The sequence below is a fragment of the Rhizobacter sp. Root1221 genome (assembly GCF_001425785.1).
GTDB lineage: Bacteria > Pseudomonadota > Gammaproteobacteria > Burkholderiales > Burkholderiaceae_C > Rhizobacter.
The window spans coordinates 23,870-48,600 of the sequence record NZ_LMDI01000036.1; the positions used below are offsets into that span (position 1 = coordinate 23,870).

General features: G+C 67.7%; 23 protein-coding genes. 11 read left to right on the forward strand and 12 right to left on the reverse strand.

All coding sequences use genetic code 11. From position 1 onward, the window contains the following. Window positions 1-15 precede the first annotated feature (15 nt). The 10 genes from ASC87_RS22705 to ASC87_RS22750 all read right to left on the reverse strand — a co-directional run bounded on the left by ASC87_RS22705 (window position 16) and on the right by ASC87_RS22750 (window position 10,337). Entirely contained in the window at window positions 16-1,419 is a 1,404-nt protein-coding gene (locus ASC87_RS22705; RefSeq protein ID WP_056667899.1) for an MATE family efflux transporter, read from the reverse strand. Between the two features lie 53 nt (window positions 1,420-1,472). After that, window positions 1,473-2,462 carry a methyltransferase gene (locus ASC87_RS22710; RefSeq protein WP_056667902.1) on the reverse strand — a complete coding sequence of 330 codons (990 nt, stop codon included), beginning with the start codon at window positions 2,460-2,462 and terminating at the stop codon, window positions 1,473-1,475. 28 nt (window positions 2,463-2,490) lie between these two features. Beyond that, entirely contained in the window at window positions 2,491-3,453 is a 963-nt protein-coding gene (locus tag ASC87_RS22715; protein ID WP_056667905.1) for an SUMF1/EgtB/PvdO family nonheme iron enzyme, read from the reverse strand. 124 nt (window positions 3,454-3,577) lie between these two features. Further along, a complete protein-coding gene (locus tag ASC87_RS22720; protein ID WP_056667908.1) occupies window positions 3,578-3,979 on the reverse strand; it encodes a VOC family protein in 402 nt (133 codons plus the stop codon). Next, the gene (locus tag ASC87_RS22725; protein ID WP_056667911.1) at window positions 3,976-5,001 is read right to left on the reverse strand and encodes a DUF6687 family protein; all 1,026 of its coding nucleotides are present in this window, start codon (window positions 4,999-5,001) and stop codon (window positions 3,976-3,978) included. The genes ASC87_RS22720 and ASC87_RS22725 overlap by 4 nt, the downstream gene beginning before the upstream one ends. After that, window positions 5,002-5,448 carry a glyoxalase/bleomycin resistance/extradiol dioxygenase family protein gene (locus ASC87_RS22730; protein WP_056667914.1) on the reverse strand — a complete coding sequence of 149 codons (447 nt, stop codon included), beginning with the start codon at window positions 5,446-5,448 and terminating at the stop codon, window positions 5,002-5,004. 132 nt (window positions 5,449-5,580) lie between these two features. Next, window positions 5,581-6,120: an NADPH-dependent FMN reductase gene (locus ASC87_RS22735; protein WP_056667917.1), complete on the reverse strand. Its 540-nt coding sequence runs from the start codon at window positions 6,118-6,120 to the stop codon at window positions 5,581-5,583. A 60-nt stretch (window positions 6,121-6,180) separates the two neighbouring features. Continuing rightward, the gene (locus ASC87_RS22740) at window positions 6,181-7,875 is read right to left on the reverse strand and encodes a WD40 repeat domain-containing protein (RefSeq protein ID WP_056667921.1); all 1,695 of its coding nucleotides are present in this window, start codon (window positions 7,873-7,875) and stop codon (window positions 6,181-6,183) included. After that, window positions 7,875-8,471: a GTP cyclohydrolase II RibA gene (ribA, locus tag ASC87_RS33345; RefSeq protein WP_255359226.1), complete on the reverse strand. Its 597-nt coding sequence runs from the start codon at window positions 8,469-8,471 to the stop codon at window positions 7,875-7,877. Before ribA ends, ASC87_RS22740 begins: the two co-directional genes overlap by 1 nt. A 450-nt stretch (window positions 8,472-8,921) precedes the next feature. After that, complete coding sequence (locus ASC87_RS22750; RefSeq protein ID WP_056667926.1) at window positions 8,922-10,337, reverse strand: C13 family peptidase; 1,416 nt, start codon at window positions 10,335-10,337, stop codon at window positions 8,922-8,924. Window positions 10,338-10,453: 116 nt separating this feature from the next. Between ASC87_RS22750 and ASC87_RS22755 the strand changes: the two genes are divergently transcribed. Together ASC87_RS22755 and ASC87_RS22760 are read left to right on the forward strand one after the other, a co-directional pair. After that, on the forward strand, window positions 10,454-10,987 hold the full coding sequence (locus ASC87_RS22755; RefSeq protein ID WP_200954476.1) for a DUF962 domain-containing protein: 534 nt from the start codon (window positions 10,454-10,456) through the stop codon (window positions 10,985-10,987). A gap of 100 nt (window positions 10,988-11,087) precedes the next feature. Further along, a complete protein-coding gene (locus ASC87_RS22760) occupies window positions 11,088-12,629 on the forward strand; it encodes a M28 family peptidase (RefSeq protein WP_157604239.1) in 1,542 nt (513 codons plus the stop codon). Between the two features lie 284 nt (window positions 12,630-12,913). On the opposite strand, the gene apbC is transcribed toward ASC87_RS22760, so the two are convergent. Further along, window positions 12,914-14,005: an iron-sulfur cluster carrier protein ApbC gene (gene apbC / locus ASC87_RS22765; protein ID WP_056667934.1), complete on the reverse strand. Its 1,092-nt coding sequence runs from the start codon at window positions 14,003-14,005 to the stop codon at window positions 12,914-12,916. Between the two features lie 113 nt (window positions 14,006-14,118). Between apbC and metG the strand changes: the two genes are divergently transcribed. The 3 genes from metG to ASC87_RS22780 all read left to right on the forward strand — a co-directional run bounded on the left by metG (window position 14,119) and on the right by ASC87_RS22780 (window position 18,879). Further along, window positions 14,119-16,164 (forward strand): methionine--tRNA ligase, encoded by a 2,046-nt coding sequence (gene metG, locus ASC87_RS22770; RefSeq protein ID WP_056667969.1) that lies wholly within the window; start codon window positions 14,119-14,121, stop codon window positions 16,162-16,164. Window positions 16,165-16,174: 10 nt separating this feature from the next. After that, complete coding sequence (locus tag ASC87_RS22775; RefSeq protein ID WP_056667937.1) at window positions 16,175-17,866, forward strand: SulP family inorganic anion transporter; 1,692 nt, start codon at window positions 16,175-16,177, stop codon at window positions 17,864-17,866. 116 nt (window positions 17,867-17,982) lie between these two features. Then, the gene (locus ASC87_RS22780; RefSeq protein ID WP_056667940.1) at window positions 17,983-18,879 is read left to right on the forward strand and encodes an amino acid ABC transporter substrate-binding protein; all 897 of its coding nucleotides are present in this window, start codon (window positions 17,983-17,985) and stop codon (window positions 18,877-18,879) included. Here the strand turns inward: ASC87_RS22780 and aqpZ are convergent. Continuing rightward, entirely contained in the window at window positions 18,876-19,607 is a 732-nt protein-coding gene (gene aqpZ, locus ASC87_RS22785; protein ID WP_056667943.1) for an aquaporin Z, read from the reverse strand. The two genes, ASC87_RS22780 and aqpZ, sit on opposite strands and share 4 nt — an antisense overlap. 143 nt (window positions 19,608-19,750) lie before the next feature. Between aqpZ and ASC87_RS22790 the strand changes: the two genes are divergently transcribed. The 6 genes from ASC87_RS22790 to panC all read left to right on the forward strand — a co-directional run bounded on the left by ASC87_RS22790 (window position 19,751) and on the right by panC (window position 24,335). Next, complete coding sequence (locus tag ASC87_RS22790) at window positions 19,751-20,422, forward strand: hypothetical protein (protein WP_056667945.1); 672 nt, start codon at window positions 19,751-19,753, stop codon at window positions 20,420-20,422. 122 nt (window positions 20,423-20,544) lie between these two features. After that, entirely contained in the window at window positions 20,545-20,745 is a 201-nt protein-coding gene (locus tag ASC87_RS22795; RefSeq protein WP_056667948.1) for a DUF3460 family protein, read from the forward strand. A gap of 31 nt (window positions 20,746-20,776) precedes the next feature. Then, a complete protein-coding gene (locus ASC87_RS22800; RefSeq protein WP_056667950.1) occupies window positions 20,777-21,613 on the forward strand; it encodes a ScpA family protein in 837 nt (278 codons plus the stop codon). Between the two features lie 68 nt (window positions 21,614-21,681). Beyond that, window positions 21,682-22,677 (forward strand): biotin synthase BioB, encoded by a 996-nt coding sequence (bioB, locus tag ASC87_RS22805; RefSeq protein ID WP_082568863.1) that lies wholly within the window; start codon window positions 21,682-21,684, stop codon window positions 22,675-22,677. After that, window positions 22,674-23,492 carry a 3-methyl-2-oxobutanoate hydroxymethyltransferase gene (gene panB / locus ASC87_RS22810; RefSeq protein ID WP_056667953.1) on the forward strand — a complete coding sequence of 273 codons (819 nt, stop codon included), beginning with the start codon at window positions 22,674-22,676 and terminating at the stop codon, window positions 23,490-23,492. The genes bioB and panB overlap by 4 nt, the downstream gene beginning before the upstream one ends. A 9-nt stretch (window positions 23,493-23,501) precedes the next feature. Beyond that, complete coding sequence (gene panC, locus ASC87_RS22815; RefSeq protein ID WP_056667956.1) at window positions 23,502-24,335, forward strand: pantoate--beta-alanine ligase; 834 nt, start codon at window positions 23,502-23,504, stop codon at window positions 24,333-24,335. Window positions 24,336-24,731: the final 396 nt, after the last annotated feature.

Below are 24,731 nucleotides of genomic sequence, written 5' to 3' on the forward strand. Positions count from 1 at the left end.
GTTCGAGCATGGACGTCAGGCCCGCGGTAGGGGGCGGCCCCACGGCGCCTTGATCACCGCCATCGACGCCGTCACGGCGCCCAGGCACACGATGCCGGCCGCCACGATGCTGAAGAGCGTGGGCAGGTCCGCGCCGAACCGGGTGACGGCCAGCCCGCCGGCCAGGATCACGATGACCATGCGCAACGTGCCCGCCAGGATGGGCCACAACACCCACCGTGCCCCCTGGCCCGCGAAGTAGAGTGTCATGCCCAGGCCGATGGCACCGTAGAACGGGGCGACGGTCTGCAGGTACCGCGTGCCCAGCGCGAGCACGATGGGCTCGCTGCTGAACAGCCCCAGCCACGCCTGCGGATTGAGGGCCACCGCGAGGCCGATCAGTTCCGTGGCGACAAAGCCCATGCCCGCGCCGATCCACGCGATCTGCCGGGCCCGTGCCATCTGTCCCGCCCCCACGTTGACACCCACCATGGTCAGCACGGCGGAACCGAGGCCGAACAGCAGCGGGACCAGCACGTATTCGATCCGGGAACCGATGCCGTACCCTGCGATGGCCTCGGCGCCAAAGCCGCCCACCAGTGCGGTCACGCACACCACGGTGAGGTTGATCTGGACGGTGCCGGCGGCCGACAGCAGGCCCACACCGAGAATGTCCTTGATCCACCGGAACTCCAGCCGGGACGGCGTCAGCTTCAACGGGCTGCGCGACGACCGGAGGTACATCACCAGGGCGAGGCCCGCGCAAACGTAGTAGATGACGAACGCGAGCCCTCCCCCCAGGATTTCCAGGCGCGGGATGGGGCCCCAGCCAAAGATGAATGCGGGCGACAGCGGAATGAGGAAGGCGGCGCTCGCCAGCGTGACCCAGGCCGGCACCTTGAAATCCCCGGCGCCGCGCAGCGCGGCCGACAGCAGCGCGACGATCCAGATGGGCACCGCGCCGGCGAACACCACGTTGGAGTACGTCACTGCAGCGGCCAGGCCTTCGCCTTGTCCGCCCATGGCACGGTACAAGGCGGTGCCGCCGGCCACGGCGGCCACGGTGAAGAGCAGGCCGAACACCAGCGCCAGCACGAAGGCGTGCCAGAGCAGCGCCTCCGCGTCCGCGCGGCGCCGGGCCCCGAGCGCGCGGGAGATGGCCGACGCCACGCCGCCACCGATGCCGCCGTTGGACATCATCTGCATCAGCATGAGCACGGGGAACACCATCACGACCCCGGCCAGTGCGCTCGTCCCGAGCCGGCCGAGGAAATACGTTTCAGCCACCCCGACCAGCACCTGGACCACGAGCACGATCAACGTGGGCACCGCCAGGCGAAGGATCGTCGGCGCGATAGGCCCTGCAAGGATGCCCGGAGGTACTTCGGGGCGAGACGGCATGGCCGCCGGAGGAAGTTGCTGCTGCAGCGCGTCAGTCATGGGGACCTTTCGCAATCGAGGTTCAGAAGCGGCGCGGAGCGGGACGGCAGGCGTCAATGCGCGCGCGCGCCGTCGTTCCGCTTGCCCAGGAGAACGACGTAGCGGCCCGTCGGGTCGAGCGGCCACTCGCTGACCGAAAAACCCAGGTCCCCCATGCGCTGGGCGATCCACGGCGAAGCATGCAGCCCGCCGCGCGCGGTGTTCAGCATCATGTGCATCGAGAACCCCGCAGCCGGTGCCGGTGTCACGCCGTCGGCATGGAGCAACTGGGTCGCGAGGAGCAAGGTGCCTCCCGGTGCCAGGACACCGGCGGCAAGCGCCAGCACGTCCGAGACCATCTCGGGCTCGAAGTAGTGCAGGCAATCGTTGAGCATCACGAGGTCAGCCTTCACCCCGTCGTAGCTCGCGGGCACCGTGATGTCCTTCGTGTGGAACGCGCACCGTTCGGCGCAACCGTATTCATCGAACGTTTCCCTGGCCAGGCGCTGCGCACCGGGCAGGTCCCACACTTCCCCGGTGAGCTCCGAATCAGCGTGGGCCATCGCCGCGAGGTACGTGCCATGGCTTCCGGCCATGTCGATGACATGCTTGCGGCCCTTCGGGATCGGCAGGGCCAGCAGCGCGGGCACGTTGGCGCGGGCCAGGTTGCGCATGGCCGAGTGGAAGGCGTCGTTGGCAGCCGCATCGGTCCGCAGCCGCTGCTCCTGGTGCCATGGCAACACGTCCTGCGTGGAGAGAACGTCGCCGATGCGGGTCCAGGTGTCCCACTGGAGCCGCTGGTGTTCGATGACACCGCCCATGTACCCGGGCCGCGACTTGACGAGGCACTCGTCGGCCACCGGGGTGTTGAGGTACTGCCCGCGCGTGTCCTTCGTGAGCAGGCCGATCGCGACCAGGGCATTCAGGAAGATGGCCGTCTTGCGGCTCACCCATCCCATGTGCCCGGCCAGGTCCGGCGCGGCACACGGCGTGGTGGTCCACTCGAAGACACCGCTCGCATGCGCGAACTGGAGCAGGGCCGAATCGTGAAATTGATCGGCCATCCGGAACAGATCTCCGATGCCAAGTCGCTCATGTTCCATCGTGAAAGTCCTCTGCCAATCGAAACGAAATCGGGTAAAGCGCCACGCCAACCGGCCCGTGGCGCCGCTGGCAGCGCGCCAGGTCCTGGAAGCGGGTGAACGCGCCGCCGCGGCAAACCCGGTAGCCGCGCTGGGCGGCCACGTGCGCCAGGTCGTCGGTGACGGTCCGCCCTCCGGCGTACGGGGCATACGCGTCCGCGGTCCATTCCTCCACATTGCCAGCGAGGTCGAGCGCACCGAAGCACGACGCCCCCTTGGGAAAGCAGCCCACCGGGGTCGACATGAGCAGGCCGCTCTCGAGGGTGTTGGCGCAGTCCGCCGCGAACTCGCCCCACGGAAAGCTCAGGCCATCCAGGCCGGCCGCGGCGTACTCCCACTCGGCCTCGCTCGGCAGCCGGAAGCGCCGCCCGGTGGCGGCGGACAACCAGGCGGCGTAGGCCTGCGCCGCCGCGTCGCTCACGGTGTAGACGGGGTGGTTCGACAACGCGGGATGGAACCGGCCGAAAGCCCATGAGGTGGGCACCTCGCCATGCCCGGTGTCACGGAGGAACGCCGCGAACTCCGCGTTGGTGACAAGGTACTTGCCCAGGCGGTACGGTTTCAGCGCGACGGTGTGCCTCGGCACTTCCTTGTCGATCCACTCACGCTTGACGCCCTGGTCGCGATACCGCTGCACCACGGCATCGACCCGTTCCTCGGGCAACCCGATGGCGGCCAGGCCACCGGGCACGGTGACCATCGCCGGGTCCATCGTGCGAATGCGCGGATCGCCGATCACGCCCAGCAGCAGCCCGGCGGCGAGACGCGATTCGACGGGCTGTTCGAGCCCCTCGACAATGCGCGCCAGCGCGGCGGGTGAGCTGCCCAGCAGGGCTGCGCCGGCAGACGCCAGGGACTCGGCCTCCGGCACCGCGTAGGTGTCCGGCAAGCCCATGGCGGCCCGTTCGCTCATCGTGCGAATCTCTTCGACGATCCCGGAAAATGCCTCTAGTACCTTCACGCCATGCCACCTTCTGCAGGGAAGACTGTTTCGGGGTTGCCGGTGTCGCGCACTGGCGCGGGCTCTGCGGCGACGCTCACACCGCGGTGTAGACCTCGATCTCCCAGTCGTCGGGATCGCGGAAGTACAAGGCGGTGCGCTTGCCATCGGGTGTCGTGTAGACGATGGGCTCCGGGTTGTTTCCCTTGGTGAGGGGCACGCCGTGCAGCTTGAGCTTCTCGGCAAACGCGAGCACCGCGTCGAGGCTGGCCTTCAGCCCGAAATGGAAGCTCGGATTCAGGTGGATCTCGTCCGCCTGTTCCAGGAAGAAGTCGAATCCCCCGGCATCGAACACCATCTTGGCGGGGCCGAGGTTCATCACGTACGTGAACCCCAGCACCTCGGTGTAGAAGCGTGCGGACCGCGCCAGGTCGCGGGTCAGGACGTTGATGTGATTGATCACCAGGGCGGGCCCGGGGAGGCTCTGGGTCGCGGTCATGGGCGCTCCTTCGGCAGGTACGGGTTCCACGCGGGCGGCGCATCCGACAGGAATGCCATCAGGCTCGCCTGGAAGCGACCCACGGGGATGCGGCTTTCCGCCGCACCGTCGAGCCGCAACCGAGGTGTCAGTGCGTCGACACCGTCGAACACCCAGGTGCCTGCCGCCTCCTCGGCCGACAGGCGCGCCGCCAATGGACCCAGGTCGACCCGCGGGAGCGGCCTGCAGGATTTGTACTGCACCCAGGACTCGTACCGGTACTCCACCTCGTAGTTCCTTCCCGTCACATAGAGGATCCGCAGGCGCGAGGTGGCGTTGTAGATGGCCATCGGGTGGTATGCGAGCTGGCGCACCTGGGCAAACCGGTGGACGCGGGCGCGCACCGCGTCGGGCGGCAACGTCACCACGGCGAGGTCGAGGGATGGCACCTCGTCGATGCGGATGGCACCGGAACGCAGCGCCAGCTCGGTGGCGTCCAGCACCCGTTCTTCTTCTTGCCAGAGGTGCGCGTACCGGTCCGGATGATCGAGGAGCGTGGGCAGGTGGCCCAGCAGTTCCGTGTACAGCCCGGCCACACGCGTGCCCTCGGGCTGCGCGAAGAACTCCGGACCCAGGGGCGACCGCTCGGGATCTGCATACGCCGACACGACGAATGCACACCGCGCGGCCTCGCGCGTGCGCCAGGTGCCGAAGTCGCCGGCCGATGCGAAGTCACAGACCAGCCCTCGGCGCGCCAGCGCCTCCCGGGGCTGCGTGACCACGAACAGGCTGGCAAGGCCGTCCTCGTCGAAATGGTCGCTGGTGACCGCGTCCGCCACGACGTGGAACGCCGGTTGGTCCAGGTAGTGGAACGCGATCTGCGTCGACAGGTCGTCCATCAGTGGCGCAGGCGTGCCACTGCCAGGCCAGTGCGACAGCGTGATCAGCGACCCCGGCCGCGGGGCGCCGTCGACGACGACGCAGGGACGGTCACCGAGGTCATCGGACGGCACGTAGATCGGGGTGGTGGCGGGCAAGGTCATTCAGGCCGCCTGCACGGTCAAGGGTTGGTAGTCACGGTCGGGAGAACTGATCCGGACGTAGTAGCCATCGGGGTCGATCACCCGGAAATCGCGGGCTCCCCAGGGCTGCACCACCAGCGGCTCGATGCGGGTGCCACATTCGTGCACAGCGCGCTGGTAGCAGGCGTCCAGTTCGGCATCGGCCACATAGAAGCAAAACTCCACGCCGATGCCCCGTTCGGCCGCCGTGCCGGCACGGCGCAGGTGGTGCTGCGGCGCCAGCAGCGACAGCAAACCCAGACCGATCATCGCGGGGCCATTCCACACCGGCGCGTGGCGGAGCCGCTGGCCCTCGAGCGTCACCTCGCGCGTCTCCCCCACTGCAAAGCCGAACACCCGCCGATAGAAATCGATCGACGCATCGAGGTCCGACACGAAAAGCTCGATCTTCTGGCCGATGATGGTCATGACGTCGCTCCCTTTCTCGCGCCGGCAGGCACTGCGCTCGGCAGGCCCGCGGCCTTTTCTGTGGTGTGCCCCGGGCCGCGGCGGTGCCGCGGCCCGGGTCTCGTTCGATTGGCCTCCGCCGGTGCCCTGGTGTCAAGCCCGGTGGGCACGGGCCATGGCGAAGTCCTTGAGCTCCGACACCATGTCCGCGACACGCTGGCGAAGGTCATCGGTAGGACCGGCCTCGGTGACGTCGTCATTCGTGAGGCTGACGTGCGTGGGTGTAGACCAGCCGTTCAAGGCCCGCACCACGGTGCGCATCTGGTCGCAAGCCACCGCAGCGCCCCGGGCGCCGCCACCGGCGGCCAGCAGGCCCACGGGCATCTGGACGAACGCCTCCACGGTGAGGTGGTCCAGGGCGTTTTTCAGCAGCCCGCTGAAAGTGCCGTGGTAGACCGGCGTGGCGAGGATCACGCCGCTCGCGTTCGCCAGGCCCGCACGCAGCCGGGCGGTCTGGCTGCCCTCGGGCGGCGCGGCGTACTCGGTGACGTCGTGCAGGCTGCGATAGTCCTCTCGCAGGTCGATCAGGCCGAATTCCAACCCGGCGGCACGCACCTGGTCGGCCACCACCAGCACGCCGTGGCGGGTCAGGGAATCGGCCGAGCCGCTGCCCAGGATACTGACGATCTTCATGCGGATCCTCGAATTGAAAGGGATGTGCCGGCACACGCCGCAGGCGTGCGCACCACGCGGTCAGGCCGAGGCATGCACATGGATCTCGTACACCCGGCTGCCGTAGGATCCGGCCAGGAAACACCCGCGGGCGGCGTCGAAACAGAGCGACGAGATGCCCGTGGACGTGGGGCGTGTGAGCCGGATCCAGGCCGACTTGTCCACGTCGTACACCGCCACGGCACCGAAGTAGGAGCCGGACGCCACGTACCGGCCGTCGTTGGACGCGGCCACGCACTTGATGGACCGGTCGTGAGGTGTTGCCAGCACATCCGCGCGCGTGCCGTTCCACAACCGCAGCTTGTGGTCGCGGCTGACGCTGACGAATCGCCCGCCGGGCAATGCAGCGCAGCCGTTGGCGATGCGGTCATGGGCCTCATCGACGCGCGCGAGCTCCGTCAGGTCGTCGACGGAGAACCACGAGGCGCCGGCATCGGCGCACACGGAGAAGATCTGCCCGCCCGAGACCGCCACACCCTTCACGGCGTTGGCATGGAGGCGCAACGTGGCGACGTGGGTCACGCGCCCATCTCCGGCCACCGAAAACACCAGCCCTTCCCCGGTGTACGCACCCACCACCACGTGGGGCACGCCGCGGCGCTCGAAGGCCGCCCCACAGTTCAACGGCGATCGATGCTGGTGCAGCAGATCGCCGTTCAGGGCGTCCATGACACGGCCCATCTGCCCCCCCGTGAACACACGGGAACCGACCGGCGTGAGGAAGTTGCAGAGGCTACCCAGTTCCGTGGAGGGTTGGTCGTCGATGCCGAGGATGCCGCCGTCGCCGATGGTCAGCCGGCGACCATTCACCACGGCCACCGCGTTGACCCCGGGCGTCGGCTGCACGCCGTCGAGGTCCCAGGTGTCCGAACCCAGGTGGTACAGCGCGTACGACGAGCCGAATGTCGCGAAGGCCAGCGTCTCTCCATCCAGGAATGCGCATGAACGCGGCCAGATGGCGGCCGGCAGGCTGGACTGGGCCACGAGCGACAGCTGCCCATTCCGCGTGGACCAGACGCGCAGCGTCCGGTCATAGCTCAGGCTCACGAGCAGGTGCTCGCCGGCCTCGTGGACCAGGCGCTTGATGCCCGCGTCATGCGCCGGGTACGCCCGGGTCACGCCCTTGTCGATGACGACGATCTGGCCTTCGTCGTTGCCTGCATAGATCACACCGTTCGGGGTGATCGCGATGGTGTCGGTCTCGATGCCCCCCAGGTCGATGTCGTCGACCATGCCGGCGGTGGCCATGCTCCAGCGCTTGATGGTGCCGTCGTCGCTGGACGAGATCAACTCGTCGCCGTTCCCCGACCACGCCACGGAAATGACATCGGCAGTGTGGCCTTCGAAGCTGACTTTCAGCGTGCCGTCGAACCCGTAGACGCGGACACGGTGGTCCCGCGAGGCGGTGGCGATCAGCTCCGCATCAGGATGGAACACCGACATCTCGACATCGTCCACCTGGTCTGACAGCACCGACAGCAACTTCAGCCCGGGCACGGACCACAACCGCGACGTGTGGTCGCTGGAAGACGTCACGAGGTGGCGGCCGTCGGGACTGAACGCCACCTGGTTGGCCAGGTGGTCGTGGACCGCGCAACTCAGCGGGGTCTTGCGGCTCGCATCCCAAAGGATGATCTGGTTGTCGTACCCCGCGGTGGCGACCAGCCGACCCTGGTACGCAGCGACACCACTGATGGGCGAACGGTGAGCAATCATCAGAGGGCTCCCTCGGTGCTGAGATCGATGGTATGTCGAGTATGTTTCACCTTCGCCTCGAGATACTGCCTGTTGTGCGGACTGATGAATACACCAGTGGGCACCAGCGCATCCACGTCAATACCAGCCATGACCAGCTGGGCGCGTTTGTCAGGATTATTACTCAAGAGCGTTATCCTCCTGATTCGCAACGCGTTGAGCATGTCGGCCGCCATGCCGTAATCACGTTCGTCGTCACCGCGCCCGAGCGCCCGGTTTGCCGAGTAGGTATCGTGCTCCTTGTCCTGGAGCAGATAGGCATCGAGTTTCCGGTAAAACCCGATACCCCGCCCCTCCTGACGAAGGTAAAGCAGGTATCCGCCCGAATCGTGCAGGCGGACAAGTGCCTCGTTGAGTTGCGGCCCGCAGTCGCAGCGGGCAGAGCCAAGGACATCACCCGTGACACACTCCGAGTGCAGGCGCACGAGGGGGGCGTCAGGGCACGGCTTGCCAAGCTTCACCGCAAAATGCTCGCCGGCGTCCCGCAGCTTCGTGAAGCTGTAGATTTCCGATCGCGCCGTGCGACCATCGGAGAGCACCAGCGGCACCTTGACCACCGCGCGAACGAGCGCCTGCCCGGACGGAGTTTCCGCCGAGTATCCTTTCGCCGTTCTCGCATGGCCCACACCCTCGTCCGGGCGAATTTTATCGCGCCCATCTTCTGCGTCGCTATTTTTCACATTCCCCCCAAGGTGGCGCGGAATATTTGACTTGGCACCACCCTTTTCTGGCTGGCAGGCCCAGTGTATGAAGATGTGCTGGGAATCACCTATCCCTAGCTTGACGGGAATGCAAGGCAACATTCCGACTGACGCAACGGCGGTGAATATCAGATCAGTTGGTGGCCGGAAGTCGGCATTCCGTTTGACGGGACAATTTTTCATCGCCTCGACATATTCGCTGCGCGCGCGGCACGGCGCAGCGGCCCGCGCGAGGCGGGCACTGCGATCGCGGGTGGCCGTCAGGAGGCGGCCGTGCCGGTCAGCCAGGAGGTGGCGACGCGCGCCTCACGGGGTGGCCGTCGCGCGGCCTTCGAGCCTGCGCACCAGCGCATCCAGGCGGGGCCGGATGTCCGGGCTCACCCAGATCTGCGGGCTCGACGGCCCATCGGTCTTGCCGGCCTCTTTCTCGCGCCGGTCGATCACCGGCAGCGCAGCGGCATGTGCGGCCTCGAACGAACGCGTCTGGCGCAACTGTTCGTCGTAGACCGCCCGGCCGAAGAAGGTCAGTTCCGACTTGCGGCCACAACCGTACGACGTGTGGGTGGCATCGGCCGCCGTCATCACGAGGGTGCCGGGCGCCTGCAGCGGCGGGATCCACGAGCCCGAAAAACACGCCGAGATGGAGATCACGCTGTAGCGTACGCCCGCGTCGTCGAGCCACTGGCGCACCTGCTGCGGCGTGACGTCGTCGACCGACAGCGGGAAAAACCGCGCCGCCAGGTGCCCTTCCCGGGCGCCGTGGGAGGTGAGGTGGATGAACAGGATGTCCTCGTCGCGGTCCATCCGCTCGGCCATGCGGCCGATGGCGCGCTGCAGGTTCAGCGGCGTGGCCCAAGGCACGTCACCCATCGTGGTGCGGTGGTTCTGCAGGTTCAGCAGGCGGCCGTCGGTGTCGAACCGCTCGCGCAGCACACCGCCCACCATCTTCACCTCCCGGCTGAAGACGTCTTCTTCCGCGTACGGGGCAAAGGTGATGGCGTACAGCTCGGTCACGCCGGGGCGCTGGGGCAGCACGCCGTCGAGCGCCGCCACCAGGTGGCGGGACTGCGACTCCATCACCTCCTGGGTCAGCTTCGGCGGGCGCGGCAGGTCGTCGCCGGCCTCGCCCGGTTCGGGTGCACTCGGGTACCACGGGCTCGACGGCGGAAACCACACGCCGGCAGCGCCGTAGGCCAGCAGCACCCCGATGACCGCCAGGCGGGTGCGGCGCCGCGGCGCCAGGCGGGCGGCCAGCACCGAAGCGGCCACGAACTGCCACAGGAGGCCTGCGCCGAGCACCACCCATGGCATCTTGTCGGCGTGCGCCGGTGCCGGCGGGAACCCGAACCGCCCGAGGGCCACATGGCCCACCCCGACGGGCACCCCGATGGCGATCGACTGCACGAGGAACCAGGACAGTGCAGTGGCCGCATCCGGCGTGGTGCTGCCGTCGCGGCCGCGACGCGTGGCCAGCCAGCCCGCCAGCACCAGCAGCACCGTGGACAGCCAGCCAGTGCCCCAGGCCCAGTACACGGGGTCGGCCGGGCCGTCGATCTGCAGCCGGGCCAGGCCCGTGCCCATCAGCACGCCGGCCGCCACCAGGCCCAGCACCATCCCGGGGCCGGCGGCCCCGCCACCCCACCGCGGGTTCATGAACACCACGGTTCGCAGCCCCTCGCGCAACACCTGCCCCACCCCCGCCGCCCTCGCCAGCCCGGTCATGTCGTTCCTCCCGTGGCCATCGTACCGCCTGAGGAAACCCCGAAGGCGACTCGCCCGCGTGCAAGCGCAGAATGGAACTACAGCCGCCGTGCCCATCCGCGGCCGGAGACCTTGTCATGAGCCAAGCCCGCACCTCCATCGAACTCCTGTCCCAATACGCCGTCTACCACCGCGACCAGCGCAACATCGCCACCCACTTCATCGGTGTCCCGATGATCGTGTTCGGCATCGGCGTGCTGCTGGCCCGCGCCCGCTTCGACGTGAGCGGGGTCGCGTTCAGCGCGGCTTGGCTGGCGTTTGCACTGTCGGCCATCTGGTACCTGACCCGCCGAGGGCAGTTCGTGCTCAGCATGGCCGTCACCGCGGCCGTGGGCGTGCTGATCGCCGCCGCACACGGCGTGTCGGACGGCAGCGTGGGCGGTTGGCTGGCCTGGGGCGTGGGCAGCTTCCTCGTGGGCTGGGTCGTCCAGTTCATCGGCCACTACTACGAAGGCCGCAAGCCCGCCTTCGTCGACGACCTGGTGGGCCTGCTCGTGGGGCCCATGTTCGTCACCGCCGAAGCCTTGTTCGAGCTCGGCTGGAACAAGCCGCTGCTCGCCGAGATCGAGCGCCGCGCCGGCCCGACCCACCTGCGCAACCTGGTGATGTGATCCCCGCAGCTGCGCGCAAGGCACACCGTTTGCTCTCCCTGACGGCCCGGTTCGGGCACACCACGAGCGGTAGGCGCTCGACTTCGTCAGGGAGACGGAATTGCTACAACAACTTCACTTTCAATCAGCTCGGGCCCGCCGGGCCCTTCTCGGTGTCACGGCGGCCGCGGCCGCCCTGGTGATGGCCGCCTGCGGCGGCGGGGACGACGACGTCGTTTCCCCCAGCTGCTCTTCGCAGGTCAATGACACCCAGGAGAAGCTCCAGGCCTGCGTGACCCTCGACGGGGTCAAGGCGCACCTGACCGAGCTCGACAAGATCGCCAAGGCCAACAACGGCAACCGGGAGTCAGGCACCGCCGGCTTCAACGCGTCGGCAGACTACGCCGTCAGCGTGTTCACGGCCGCCGGCTACACCGTGAGCCGCAAGGAATTCACCTTCGTGGCGTTCACCGACAACGGCGGCAGCGTGCTGCAGCAGACGGCACCGGCGCCGACGGCCGACATCGCGCACGCCGTGATGTCGTACTCCGGGTCTGGCGACGTCACCGGCGCCGTCACGGTGGCCGCCAACCAGGGCTGCGATGCCACCGATTTCGCCGGCTTCCCGGCCAACGGCATCGCGCTGGTCGTCCGGGGCGCGTGCACGTTCGAGGCCAAGGCCACGAACGCCATCGCGGCGGGCGCCATCGGCGTGGTGGTCTACAACAACACCGATGGTGACCTGAACGGCACGCTCGGCGACACCTTCACGGCCGACGTGCCGGTGCTGTCGGTGACCCAGGCACTCGGCACCCAGCTCGCCGCCACCGCCGGGCTGTCGCTGCGCCTGAAGGCCGACACCCTGCGCGACTCCAACACCACCTACAACATCATCGCCGACAGCGTAGGCGGGGATGCCAACTCGGTGGTGATGGTGGGGGCTCACCTCGACTCGGTGGCCGAGGGCGCCGGCATCAACGACAACGGCACGGGCTCGGCCGCCATCCTGGAAATCGCCAAGCAACTCGCCAAGGTGACCCCGACGAACCGGCTGCGCTTCGCGCTGTGGGGCGGAGAGGAGTCCGGTCTGCTCGGGTCCACGAACTACGTGGAAAGCCTGACCGACGAGGAACGCGGCAAGATCGCGCTTTACCTGAACTTCGACATGATCGGTTCGCCGAACGCCGGCTACTTCATCTACGACGGCGACAACTCTGACAACACCGGCGAAGGCCCCGGCCCGGCCGGCTCCGACGCCATCGAGAAGACCTTCGAGGCCTTCTACACGGCCCGTGGCAAGGCGTTCAAGGGTACCGACTTCGACGGGCGGTCCGACTACGGCCCGTTCATCGAAAACGGCATCCCGGCCGGCGGACTGTTCACCGGGGCGGAAGACCTGAAGACCGCTGACGAGGTCACGCTCTGGGGCGGCACGGCCGGTGTGGCGTTCGACAAGTGCTACCACTCGGCGTGCGATGACCTCACCAACCTCGACCTCGCCGCGCTGGACCTGAACGCCGACGCCGCGGCCTACGCCACGCTGCAATACGCGTTCAACCTCGATGGCGTGGTCGCAGCCCGCCAGCGGGTGGGTCCGCTGGGTGTCAGCACGTACAAGGCGCCTGCTGACATGCGGCCGAAGCACCTGCCGAAACTGAAGTAGGCCCCCTACGGCGCTTCGCGCCGGTCCCCCCATGGGGGAGCCCGCGGTCGCCCGGGGGACCCGGGCTCGGCGGTAGCTTGATCTTCGGCTTCGCTTCGCTCGCCTCCTGCCTGGCGTTCGCGATTCGGGGCCTTGCTCGCTGCGCGTCGCTCGCCTGCCACCTTGGTCGTTCCGGCGAAAGCCGGGACCCACTGTGTCCAGGCGCTGCGGCGCTCCGCACCGGTCGCCCGGGCTTGCTTGTGGAAACGGGGCCCTCGGGCCCCGTTTTCCTTGTTCTCGTGGGTTCAGGTGTCCTTGGACACCGTGATGGTCGGGAACTTGGCGGAGAAGTCTTTCGTGCGCTGGGCGATCTTGACGGCGATCTCGCGTGCCATGTGCTTGTAGAGCCCGGCGATCTCGCCGTCGGGCGACGACACCACCGTGGGCGCGCCCGCGTCGGCCTGCACGCGGATGCCGAGGTCGAGCGGCAGCGAACCGAGGTAGTCCATGCCGTACTCGGCGGCCATGCGGCGCCCGCCGTCCTGGCCGAAGATGTGCTCCACGTGGCCGCACTGCGAGCACACGTGCATGGCCATGTTCTCCACCACGCCGAGGATGGGCACGCCCACCTTCTCGAACATCTTCACGCCGCGCTTGGCATCGATCAACGCGATGTCCTGCGGGGTGGTGACGATGACCGCGCCGGTGAGCGGCACCCGCTGGGCAAGCGTGAGCTGGATGTCACCCGTGCCCGGGGGCATGTCGATGAGCAGGTAGTCGAGGTCCTGCCAGTTGGTCTGGCGCAGCAACTGGTCGAGGGCCTGGGTGGCCATGGGACCGCGCCAGATCATCGCGTTGTCGGGTTCCACGAGGAAGCCGATGGAGATCACCTGCACGCCATGGTTGCGCATGGGCTCCATGGTCTTGCCGTCAGTGCTTTCCGGACGGCCGGACAACCCCATCATGGTGGGCAGGCTCGGACCGTAGATGTCGGCATCGAGCAGGCCCACCGACGCGCCCTCGGCGGCCAGCGCCAATGCCAGGTTGACGGCCGTGGTGCTCTTGCCCACGCCGCCCTTGCCCGACGCCACCGCGATGATGTTCTTGACGTTCGGCAGCAGCTGCACGCCGCGCTGCACGGCATGCGACACGATGCGCGAGACCACGTCCACCGACACCTGCCCCACGCCCGGCACCGAACGCACCGCCGCCTCGAGCTGTGCCGACAACCCCGCCACGAGGCTCTTGCCCGGGTACCCGAGCTCCACCTGGAAGGACACGTCGGCCCCGGCCATCCGCAGGTTCTTCAGCTGACGGGTGCTGACGAAGTCCTTGCCGGTGTGCGGGTCGAGGACGGTCTGGATCGCGGCGGTCACCGCCTGTTCACTGAGGGCCATGGGGGGAAACGGGGGTTGCGGAAAGGACAAGCAGCCCAGTCTAGCGCCTCGAGGTCCCCGCTGCCGGCGCCATGCCGCCTAGAATCAAGGCCTTCGCGCCGATCCTGATCACCATGACCCGCAAGCTCTTCGTCACCACCGCCCTGCCGTACGCCAACGCCCCGTTCCACATCGGCCACATGATGGAGTACATCCAGGCCGACATCTGGGTGCGTTTCCTGCGGATGCAGGGGCACGAAGTGCACTTCGTGGGGGCCGACGATGCCCACGGCGCACCGATCATGATTGCCGCCGAAAAGGCCGGCAAGACGCCCCAGGCCTTCGTGGGCGAGATCGCCGCCGGCCGCAAGCAGTACCTCGACGGTTTCCGCATCGCGTTCGACAACTGGCATTCCACCGACGGCCCCGAGAACCATGAGCTCGCGCAAGACATCTACCGCGCACTGCGTGACGCCGGGCTGATCGCCGAGCGCACCATCGAGCAGTTCTACGACCCGGTCAAGGGCATGTTCCTGCCCGACCGCTACATCAAGGGCGAGTGCCCGAAATGTGGCGCGAAGGACCAGTACGGCGACAACTGCGAGGTGTGTGGTGCGGTGTACCAGCCCACGGACCTGAAGAACCCGTTCTCGGCCCTGAGCGGCGCCACGCCCGAGCTGCGCCAGAGCAAGCACTACTTCTTCCAGCTGTCGTCGCCGCGGTGCATCGACTTCCTGAAGGAATGGACCCACGCACCCGGCCGCCTGCAACCCGAGGTGCTCAACAAGATCCGCGAGTGGTTCAGCGTCGACGAGAACGGCAAGGCCGGCCTGTCCGACTGGGACATCAGCCGCGACGCCCCGTACTTCGGCATCCGCATCCCCGACACCGACGACAAGTACTTCTACGTGTGGCTCGACGCCCCGGTGGGTTACCTCGCGTCGCTGAAGAACTACTTCGGCAAGACCGGCCGCGACTTCGACGCGTTCTTCCGCGACCCGTCGGTCGAGCAGGTGCACTTCATCGGCAAGGACATCACGTACTTCCACACCCTCTTCTGGCCCGCGATGCTGCACTTCAGCGGCCGCAAGACCCCCGACCGCGTCAACGTGCACGGTTTCATCACCGTCAACGGCGGCGAGAAGATGAGCAAGAGCCGCGGCACCGGCATCTCGCCGCTGAAGTACCTGGAACTCGGCCTGGACCCCGAGTGGCTGCGCTATTACATCGCCGCGAAGCTGAACGCCCGCAACGAAGACATCGACTTCAACCCCGATGACTTCATCGCCCGGGTCAACAGCGACCTCGTGGGCAAGTACGTCAACATCGCCAGCCGCGCCGCCGGGTTCCTGACCAAGCGCTTCGGCGGCAAGCTGTCGGCCGAGGTGGGGGTCGAAGGGCGCATGCTGCTCGACGCCCTGCGCGCCCACTGCCCCGAGATCGAGCGCCTCTACGACGAACGCGAGTTCGGCAAGGCGTTGCGCGAGGTGATGCTGCTGGCCGACAAGGTCAACGAGTACGTCGACCAGAACAAGCCGTGGGAGCTGGCCAGGAAGGAAGGCCAGGATGCCGTGCTGCACGACGTCTGCACGGTCTGCATCGAGGCCTTCCGCCTGCTCACGCTGTACCTGAAGCCGGTGCTGCCGGGCATTGCCGCCCATGTCGAGTCGTTCCTGCGCGTGGCCCCGCTGACGTTCGCCGATGCGGCCCGCGCGCTCGGCGCCCACACCATCGGTGCCTACGAGCACCTGATGCAGCGGGTGGACCCCAAACTCCTCGACGCACTGTTCGAGCCGCCGGTGGTGGAAGTGCCGCCGCCAGGCGGTGAACCCCTGGCCGCCGAAATCAAGATCGACGACTTCGCGAAGGTGGACCTGCGCATCGCCAAGATCGTCGACTGCCAGCACGTGGAAGGTTCCGACAAGCTGCTGCGCCTCACGCTCGACGCCGGCGAAGGCCGGCTGCGCAACGTGTTCAGCGGCATCAAGTCGGCGTACCAGCCGGAGCAACTGGTGGGCAAGTTCACCGTGATGGTGGCCAACCTGGCGCCGCGCAAGATGAAGTTCGGCATCAGCGAGGGCATGGTACTTGCGGCGTCGCATGCCGATGAAAAGCAGAATCCCGGCATCTTCGTTCTCGAACCAGGCGCGGGCGCCACGCCCGGCATGCGAGTGCGCTAGCCCGCACACGATGGAACCGCGGCGAATCTTCGGCATCCCGCTCGCGCGGTTCCGGCCGCGTCTGCTGCAGTCCCTCGGCGGCTACAACCGCCAGCGTTTCGCCAGCGACACCATCGCCGGCCTGACCGTCGGTGTGGTGGCGCTGCCGCTTGCGATGGCCTTTGCCATCGCGTCCGGTGTCAAGCCCGAACAAGGGCTCATCACCGCCATCGTCGCGGGGTTCCTGATCTCGGCGCTGGGCGGGTCGTCGGTGCAGATCGGCGGGCCGGCGGGTGCGTTCATCGTGGTCGTCTACGGCATCGTGCAGCGCTACGGCCTCACGAACCTCCTCATCTCCACGGCCCTGGCGGGTGTGCTGCTGTTCGCGATGGGCGCGCTGCGGCTCGGGGCGCTGGTGCGCTACATGCCCGTGGGCATCATCATCGGGTTCACGAACGGCATCGCGGTGCTGATCGCGCTGTCCCAGGTGAAGGACTTGCTGGGCCTGAACATCGAGAAGATGCCGGCCGACTTCTTCTCCCAGGTCGGTGCCATCGCGGGCAACCTCGACGGGTTCAACCCGTTCGCGCTCGCGCTCGGGGCCGCGTGCCTGGGCATCCTCTTCCTGTGGCCGCGCCTGTTCGGCGCCGGATCGGTGATTCCGTCCCAGTTGCTCGAAGGCCGCACGCTGCGCACCGCCGCGCGCGTCCCGGGGCCGCTCGTCGCCCTCGTGGCGCTCACGCTGGCCAGCCTGTGGCTCGCGCTGCCGGTGGACACCATCGGCACGCGCTTCGGCGGCATCCCGCAAGGGCTGCCCACGCTCGCGCTGCCTCCCTTCAGCTGGGCCAGCGCCCAGCAACTGTTCGTGCCCACGCTGACCATCGCGCTGCTCGGGGCGGTGGAGTCGCTCCTGTGCGCCCGCATCGCCGACAACCTCAGCACCCAACCTCGCCACGACCCCAACCAGGAGCTGATGGCCCAGGGCATCGCCAACATGGCCGTACCGCTGTTCGGCGGCATCCCGGCCACCGGCACCATCGCCCGCACCGTGACCAACCTGCGCGCCGGCGCCACGAGCCCGGTGGCCGGCATCGTGCACGCGCTGACGCTCCTCATGGTCGTGCTCGTGGCCGCGCCGCTCGCCGAACACATCCCGTTGCCGGTGCTGGCCGGCATCCTGTTGTTCGTGGCCTGGAACATGGGCGAATGGCACGAATTCCGGCGCCTGCGCCAGTTCAACACCCAGTACCGGCTGATCATGGTCGGCACGTTTTTCCTGACGGTCGTGGTCGACCTGACCGTGGCCGTGCAGGTGGGCCTGGTGCTCGCCTGCGTGTTCTTCATCTACCGGATGAGCGCCCTCTTCCGGGTCGAACCAGCGGGCGGGCCGGCCGGGGTGGCCGTGTTCCGGTTGTACGGCGCGCTCTTTTTCGGTGCCGTCGCCAAAGTGGAGGCGGTGGCCGAAGCGGTGCCGGCCGACGCTCGGGTGGTGGTGCTCGAGATGCACCAGCTTGTGTCGATGGACACCTCGGGGCTCGACGCGTTGCAGCAACTGCACCGCACCCTCGCCCGCCAGGGCGTGGCCCTCGTGCTGTGCGAACTGAACGACCAACCGCTCAGCCTGGTGCGGCGCAGCGGATTCGATGCCCTGCTGGGCGAGGGGCGCGTGGCGCCGGACTTGGCCCAGGCCTTGCAGCAAGCGGCGCGGCTTGCACCGGCGTGAACCACCGCACGCCGGGGGCACACGACAAGACTAGGGTTAACACCTAGAATTGCATCCACCACCGAAAGCGCGGCCGCGGGCCGAGTTTTCTGCCCGACCGTTGACCCGAGATCACGATGAACCGTAGTACCGCCTGGCTGCTGCCGCTGGCCCTCTCCCTTGCCCTCCCCGCGTTCGCCGAGGCGCCCGCCGACACCCTGACCCGCGTTCGCGAGACGCGCACCATCACCCTCGGCGTGCGCGAAGCATCCCGGCCCTTCTCGTTCCAGAACGAGCAGAAGCAATCGGTGGGCTACTCCGTGGACCTGTGCCTCGCCGCCGTCGACGAGATCAAGCGCACGCTGAAGTTGCCCGAACTGAAGGTCAACTACAAGGTGGTGAGCGGCTCCGAGCGCATCCCGAAGCTGGAATCGGGCGAGATCGACCTCGAGTGCGGATCGACGACCAACACGAAGGCACGCCAGGAAAAGGTGGCGTTCAGCTACACGATCTTCGTGGCCGGCATCCGCGTGCTGGTGCCCAAAGGCACGAAGGTCGATTCCGTGAAGGATCTGGCCGGCCTGCCGGTGGCCCTCAGCAAGGGCACCACGTCGGAGAAGCTCTTCAACCAGCTGAACGCCAGCGACGTGAAGATGCAGCTGCAGACCTACGCCAACAACACCGAAGCCTACAAGGCGCTGAAGGACGGCAAGGTGCGCGCGTTCCCGCAGGACGACTCGCTGCTGCTGGGCCTCGCGTCCTATGACAACGCGCTGGACACGCTGGGCCTGAGCAGCGTGGCGCTGTCGGTGGAGCCGTACGCCATCATGATGCGCAAGGGTGACACCGCCCTCGGCGCCGTGGTGGACCGCAGCCTGAGCCGCCTGTACACCAGCGGCGAGATCGACGCGCTCTACAAGAAGTGGTTCTCGACGGAGCGCCTGACGATCCAGATGAGCAAGCTCACCCGCGACAGCTTCACCCGCCCGAACAAGGAAGCGGGCGTGGCGATGCTGCTGGGTTACTCCATCTAACTCACCACGGCCGGGCCGGCAGGCCTGGCCGTGTGGGCGGCGGATTCCTCGCTACCGATGAACCGGTACACCCCCGCCCCGAGCAGCGCCCCGGCGATGGGCGCCAGCCAGAACAGCCACAGCTGCCCCACGGCCCAGTCTCCGACGAACACGGCGACACCGGTGCTGCGGGCCGGGTTCACCGAGGTGTTGGTGACGGGGATGCTGATCAGGTGGATCAGTGTCAGCGCCAGTCCGATCGCGATGGGCGCAAAGCCCGCGGGTGCCCGCTTGTCGGTGGCCCCCAGGATCACGACCAGGAAAAAGAGCGTCATCACGACCTCGCACACGAGCGCAGCGGCCAGTGAGTAGCCGCCCGGCGAATGCGCGCCGTAGCCGTTCGAGGCGAACCCCTTCGTGACGTCGAAGCCGGGGGCTCCGCTCGCGATCACGTACAGCACCGCCCCGGCAGCGATGCCGCCGAGCACCTGCGCGGCGATGTAGGGCAGCAGCTTCGACGCCGGGAAACGCCCGCCCGCCCACAAGCCGATGGACACGGCCGGGTTCAGGTGGCACCCCGAAATGTGCCCGATGGCAAAGGCCATGGTCAGCACCGTGAGCCCGAAGGCAAGCGAGACCCCGTGCAGGCCGATGCCCACGTTGGGAAACGCCGCGGCCAGCACCGCGCTGCCACAGCCACCGAGCACCAGCCAGAAGGTGCCAAAGAATTCCGCGCCATACGCTTTCATCCGTCTCTCCCAGAAGGTTGTAGAACGCCCGCGGGCAGGCCCTTGTGCAAACTTCTTGGTCGGACCCCGTCGGACGGACGCCAGCATGCGCTATGCTTTTCGACAAAACAAGTCGATACATTCAACTTCAGGGAAGATTCGCCGTGGGATTTCTGGACGACCTCAAACGTCAAGCTGCTGCACTGAACGGCCAAAGCTCGATCGATGCCGCCGCCCTGGCGCGCAACGCCGCGCTCGTGGAAGCAGCCTGCAAGACAACACTTCACTACTTCATGGAGCTGGCGCCGCAGCTCAACGTGCTGCAGCTCAAGCCCCGCGTGCGCTTCTCGCTGGACAGCCGTACCCCGCTCGACGGCCTGGCCCGCGGTGGCTTCACGGTCGACTCCCGGCAGCAGCGCCTGCGCGACCAGCCGGTCTTCGACCACGTGGTGATGCACGGCATGCAGGTCAGCGGCCAGACGATGACCATGACGAAGGACTTCCCGCCCGAGATCGAACGCCTCGAGGGCCGGCTGCGCCAGGCCGGCATCTCGCCCAGCGTCGACACCGTGCGCGACCCCGACAACAACCGCCTGCAGCACGTGAAGTTCAAGTTCCTGGCCGACATCATCGTGGCCGTGAAACTCGTGCCCGACCACGACAACGGCCGCGTGCGCTTCCAGATGTCCAACCTCGACGCCATCGAATCGGTCTCCGCCGAGTTCCCGGCGCACGCCGTGACCACCGGCCTGCTCGACGAACTGGCCCGCTGGCTCACCGGTGAACCCCACCAGTTCCTGAAGCAGGGCGAAAACGTCAAGCGGGTCGAGGCCTGAGAGACCCTGCCCCGGCGAAAGCCGGGGCGCCCGCGGGCTGCAGGTTCCGTCATTCGCCGGGATGACCGCCGTGCGAGGTAAAATCGAACGATTGTTTCAGTGCCCGCCGGGCGCCCATCACCATGCCGTTGTTCTGGAAGCCCTACAAGTCCGACGTGACGTCGTTCATCGAGACCCTCAAGGCGCAAAAGCCCACGCTGGAAGCCGAGCAGCGGCAAGGCCGTGCGCTCCTGTGGGACCGCCCGGTCGATGCCGGCACGGAGTCCGAATACCGCGCCGCCAACGTCGCGCAGCAGCCCTACGTCTACCAGACCAAGCGCTGACCGCGGCCCACCGCCCCGCCGTTCCGTGACGATGGACACCGACCTGTCCCGGTCGCCCCGCGACACGATCTCGCCCAGCGTGGTCGACAACGTCGCGGTGGCCCGCCTGTATGGCGAACCGCTGTTCGCGATGCCGACGGACCTGTACATCCCGCCGGATGCGCTGGAGGTGTTCCTCGAGGCCTTCGAGGGCCCGCTCGACCTGCTGCTGTACCTGATCCGCAAGCAGAACTTCAACATCCTCGACATCCCGCTCGCGAGCGTGACCGTCCAGTACCTGGCCTACGTCGAGCAGATCCGCAAGACCAACCTCGAGCTGGCAAGCGAGTACCTGCTGATGGCGGCGATGTTGATCGAGATCAAGTCGCGCATGCTGCTGCCGCCCAAGAAGGCGGCCGAGGGCGCGGAAGCGGAAGACCCGCGGGCCGAACTCGTGCGCCGGCTGCTCGAGTACGAGCAGATGAAACTCGCCGCCGCCCGGATCGATGCCATGCCCGTGATGGGACGCGACTTCCTGCGCGCCCAGGTGGCCGTGGAACAGTCTCTCACCATCCGGTTTCCCGACGTCGAGGCCGACGAACTCCGCATCGCGTGGCTCGACATCCTCAAGCGCGCCAAGCTCAACCAGCACCACACGATCACCCGCGAACAGCTGAGCGTGCGCGAACACATGAGCATCGTGCTCAAGCGGCTGCAGGGCCGCCGCTTCGCCACGTTCGAGGACCTGTTCGACGTCACCCGCGGCCCGCAGGTGCTCGTCGTCACGTTCATCGCGATGCTCGAACTTTCCCGCGAACACCTGCTCGAAGTCACACAAGCCGAGGCGTTCGCACCCATCTATGTCCGACTGGCCTACCAGCCGGCCTGACTCCCCTCCCACCCTGTGCGCCGCGCTTGGCTAGACTGCGCGGTGCACCCGTTCCGAAGGTCCGAGACATGCAAGAAACCGCCGTCCGCATCCACCCCCGCACTGCCGCCGTGCCGACCGCGCCGCAGGCCACCGAACGCTGGTCCGTCGAAGCCATCGAGGCGCTGTTCGACCTGCCCTTTCCCGAATTGATGTTCCGTGCGCAGTCGGTGCACCGCGAGAACTTCGACCCAACCAACGTGCAACTGTCCACGCTGCTGTCCATCAAGACCGGCGGCTGCCCCGAAGACTGCTCCTACTGCCCGCAGGCCGCCCGCTACGACACGGGTGTGGAAGCCAGCAAGCTGATGGGGGCCGACGCGGTGCTCGACGCCGCCCGTGCCGCCCAGGCCGCCGGTGCCACCCGTTTCTGCATGGGCGCCGCCTGGCGCAGTCCGAAGGACCGTGACGTCGAGAAGGTCGCCGAACTGATCGCCGCGGTGAAGAACCTGGGGCTCGAGACCTGCGCCACGCTCGGCATGCTCGACGAAGGCCACGCCGAACAACTGCGCGATGCCGGCCTCGACTACTACAACCACAACATCGACACCGCCCCGGACAAGTACACCGACATCATCGGCACCCGCCAGTTCGAAGACCGCATCGACACGCTCAACAAGGTGCGCACCGCCGGCGTGAAGGTGTGCAGCGGGGGCATCGTGGGCCTCGGCGAAACGCGCACGCAGCGTGCCGGCCTGATCGCCGCGCTGGCCAACCTCGACCCGTACCCCGAGTCGGTGCCCATCAACAACCTCGTGCAGGTGGAAGGCACGCCGCTGCACGGCGCCGCCAAGCTCGACCCGCTCGAGTTCGTGCGCACCATCGCCGTGGCGCGCATCACGATGCCGTTGTCGCGCGTGCGCCTGTCGGCCGGCCGCCAGGAACTCGGCGAAGCCATCCAGGCCATGTGTTTCATGGCCGGCGCCAACTCCATCTTCTACGGCGACAAGCTGCTGACCACCGGCAACCCGGCCTTCACGGCCGACCGTTCCCTCCTCGACAAACTCGGGATGACCACGTCATGAACGAAGCCGCCGCGACCCGCAAACCCGTCACGCTTCACCGCCTGCGCGAAATGCAGGCCGCCGGCGAGCCCATTGCCATGCTCACCTGCTACGACGCCTCGTTCGCGCGGGTGCTCGACCATGCGGGCGTCGACTGCCTCCTGATCGGCGACTCGCTGGGCATGGTGATCCAGGGCGAAACCAGCACGCTGCCCGTCACGCTCGACGAAATGGCGTACCACACGCGGGTGGTGGCCCGGGCCAACCGCACGGCCTGGGTCATCGGCGACCTGCCGTTCGGCACGTACCAGGAATCGCCCAGCCAGGCCATGCGCAGCGCCACCGTGTTGATGCAGGCCGGCGCGCAGATGGTCAAGCTCGAAGGCGGCGGCTGGACAGCCGACACCGTGCGGTTCCTGGTGGACCGCGGCGTGCCGGTGTGCGCGCACCTAGGGCTCACGCCGCAGACCGTGCACGCGCTCGGCGGCTACCGCATCCAGGGGCGCACCGATGACGCCGTGGCCACGCTCGTGCGCCATGCCAAGGAACTGTCCGATGCGGGCGCCGCCATGTGCGTGCTCGAACTGGTGACGGCCGCGGCCGCACGCGAGGTCACGAAAAGCGTGGCCATGGCCACCATCGGCATCGGTGGCGGGGTGGACTGCTCGGGCCAGGTGCTGGTCCTGCACGACATGCTGGGCATCACCCACGGCAAGCTGCCTCGCTTCGTGCGCAACTTCATGGAAGGTGCGCCCTCCATCGCCGAGGCGGTGTCGCGGTACGTCACCGACGTGAAGGCCCGCCGCTTCCCCGACGACAAGCTCCACGCCTACTGATACCCCGCCATGCAGGTCCTCCACACGATCGACGCGCTGCGGGCCGCGCTGCCCGGCCCGGGCACCTGTGCCTTCGTGCCTACCATGGGCAACCTGCACGACGGCCATCTGGCCCTCGTGCGCCAGGCCCGTGCGCACGGCCTGCCGGTGGTCGTCAGCATCTTCGTGAACCGCCTGCAGTTCGCGCCCCACGAAGACTTCGACACCTACCCCCGCACACTGGAACGTGATGCCGAGTTGTTGCGTGGCGCGGGCGCCGACCTCGTGTTCGCGCCGAAGGAAACCGAGCTGTACCCGCAGCCGCAGACCTTCAAGGTCGCCCCCGACCCCGCCCTCGCCGACATCCTCGAGGGGCACTTCCGCCCGGGCTTCTTCACTGGCGTGTGCACGGTGGTGATGAAGCTGTTCCAGGTGGTGCAGCCGCGTGTCGCGGTGTTTGGCAAGAAGGACTACCAGCAGTTGATGGTCATCCGCGAGATGGTGCGCCAGTTCGCGCTGCCCGTCACCGTGGAAGGCGCCGACACCACCCGCGCTGCCGACGGCCTGGCGCTGTCGTCACGCAACGGTTACCTGAGCACCGCCGAACGCGAGCAGGCCATCGCCCTGTCCCGAGCGCTGCGCCTCATCGCCGACCGCGTGCGCCTCGACCCCCAGGCCCTTGCCGCCGCCGAAGCCGAAGCCACCGCGGACCTCAAGGCCCAGGGCTGGGCGCCCGACTACCTCACCGTGCGCCGGCGAGACAACTTGCTGGCACCTCAGCCCGGCGAACTGTCGGCCCCTCTGGTCGTCCTGGGCGCCGCGCGCCTTGGCACCACCCGCCTGATCGACAACCTCGAGTTCTGAGTCCTCGGCATGGGCGCTGCGTGCCGGTTGGCACCGTTGCCTGCTGTTCGCAGCGGGTTGAGGTTTTTCTCTGGCGAGGCCGCGCCGGGTCTCGGCCCGGCAGCCGAGTTACCTTGTCTGTCGCGCCCAGAAAGGTAACCCAAAGATGCGCTCGAACACCAGCTTCCCGGACCTTTGCCCGGGCGCTCCGAGTGGCCAATCCCCCGCGCGACCACTGTCTCCAGCGGCACCGTTACCTATCCCGCGCGGATGCCGTGCCGGCTCATTTCGCCTCGCTGCGCATCGGCTCAATGGACTGGATAGGGGTAGGGAATGGCATCAGCCATCCCCTCCCTCCGAACTGTACGTGCGGTTTTCCCGCATACAGCTCTCCAGTCGGTGGTTACTTCATCGAGA

Excerpts from the sequence above, each read along its gene's own strand:
- ASC87_RS22705 (WP_056667899.1), bottom strand. The coding sequence starts at position 1,419 with ATGACTGACGCGCTGCAGCAGCAACTTCCTCCGGCGGCCATGCCGTCT.
- ASC87_RS22710 (WP_056667902.1), bottom strand. The coding sequence starts at position 2,462 with ATGGCCGATCAATTTCACGATTCGGCCCTGCTCCAGTTCGCGCATGCG.
- ASC87_RS22715 (WP_056667905.1), bottom strand. The coding sequence starts at position 3,453 with ATGAGCGAACGGGCCGCCATGGGCTTGCCGGACACCTACGCGGTGCCG.
- ASC87_RS22720 (WP_056667908.1), bottom strand. The coding sequence starts at position 3,979 with ATGACCGCGACCCAGAGCCTCCCCGGGCCCGCCCTGGTGATCAATCAC.
- ASC87_RS22725 (WP_056667911.1), bottom strand. The coding sequence starts at position 5,001 with ATGACCTTGCCCGCCACCACCCCGATCTACGTGCCGTCCGATGACCTC.
- ASC87_RS22730 (WP_056667914.1), bottom strand. The coding sequence starts at position 5,448 with ATGACCATCATCGGCCAGAAGATCGAGCTTTTCGTGTCGGACCTCGAT.
- ASC87_RS22735 (WP_056667917.1), bottom strand. The coding sequence starts at position 6,120 with ATGAAGATCGTCAGTATCCTGGGCAGCGGCTCGGCCGATTCCCTGACC.
- ASC87_RS22740 (WP_056667921.1), bottom strand. The coding sequence starts at position 7,875 with ATGATTGCTCACCGTTCGCCCATCAGTGGTGTCGCTGCGTACCAGGGT.
- ASC87_RS22750 (WP_056667926.1), bottom strand. The coding sequence starts at position 10,337 with ATGACCGGGCTGGCGAGGGCGGCGGGGGTGGGGCAGGTGTTGCGCGAG.
- ASC87_RS22755 (WP_200954476.1), top strand. The coding sequence starts at position 10,454 with ATGAGCCAAGCCCGCACCTCCATCGAACTCCTGTCCCAATACGCCGTC.
- apbC (WP_056667934.1), bottom strand. The coding sequence starts at position 14,005 with ATGGCCCTCAGTGAACAGGCGGTGACCGCCGCGATCCAGACCGTCCTC.
- metG (WP_056667969.1), top strand. The coding sequence starts at position 14,119 with ATGACCCGCAAGCTCTTCGTCACCACCGCCCTGCCGTACGCCAACGCC.
- ASC87_RS22775 (WP_056667937.1), top strand. The coding sequence starts at position 16,175 with ATGGAACCGCGGCGAATCTTCGGCATCCCGCTCGCGCGGTTCCGGCCG.
- ASC87_RS22780 (WP_056667940.1), top strand. The coding sequence starts at position 17,983 with ATGAACCGTAGTACCGCCTGGCTGCTGCCGCTGGCCCTCTCCCTTGCC.
- aqpZ (WP_056667943.1), bottom strand. The coding sequence starts at position 19,607 with ATGAAAGCGTATGGCGCGGAATTCTTTGGCACCTTCTGGCTGGTGCTC.
- ASC87_RS22795 (WP_056667948.1), top strand. The coding sequence starts at position 20,545 with ATGCCGTTGTTCTGGAAGCCCTACAAGTCCGACGTGACGTCGTTCATC.
- ASC87_RS22800 (WP_056667950.1), top strand. The coding sequence starts at position 20,777 with ATGGACACCGACCTGTCCCGGTCGCCCCGCGACACGATCTCGCCCAGC.
- bioB (WP_082568863.1), top strand. The coding sequence starts at position 21,682 with ATGCAAGAAACCGCCGTCCGCATCCACCCCCGCACTGCCGCCGTGCCG.
- panB (WP_056667953.1), top strand. The coding sequence starts at position 22,674 with ATGAACGAAGCCGCCGCGACCCGCAAACCCGTCACGCTTCACCGCCTG.
- panC (WP_056667956.1), top strand. The coding sequence starts at position 23,502 with ATGCAGGTCCTCCACACGATCGACGCGCTGCGGGCCGCGCTGCCCGGC.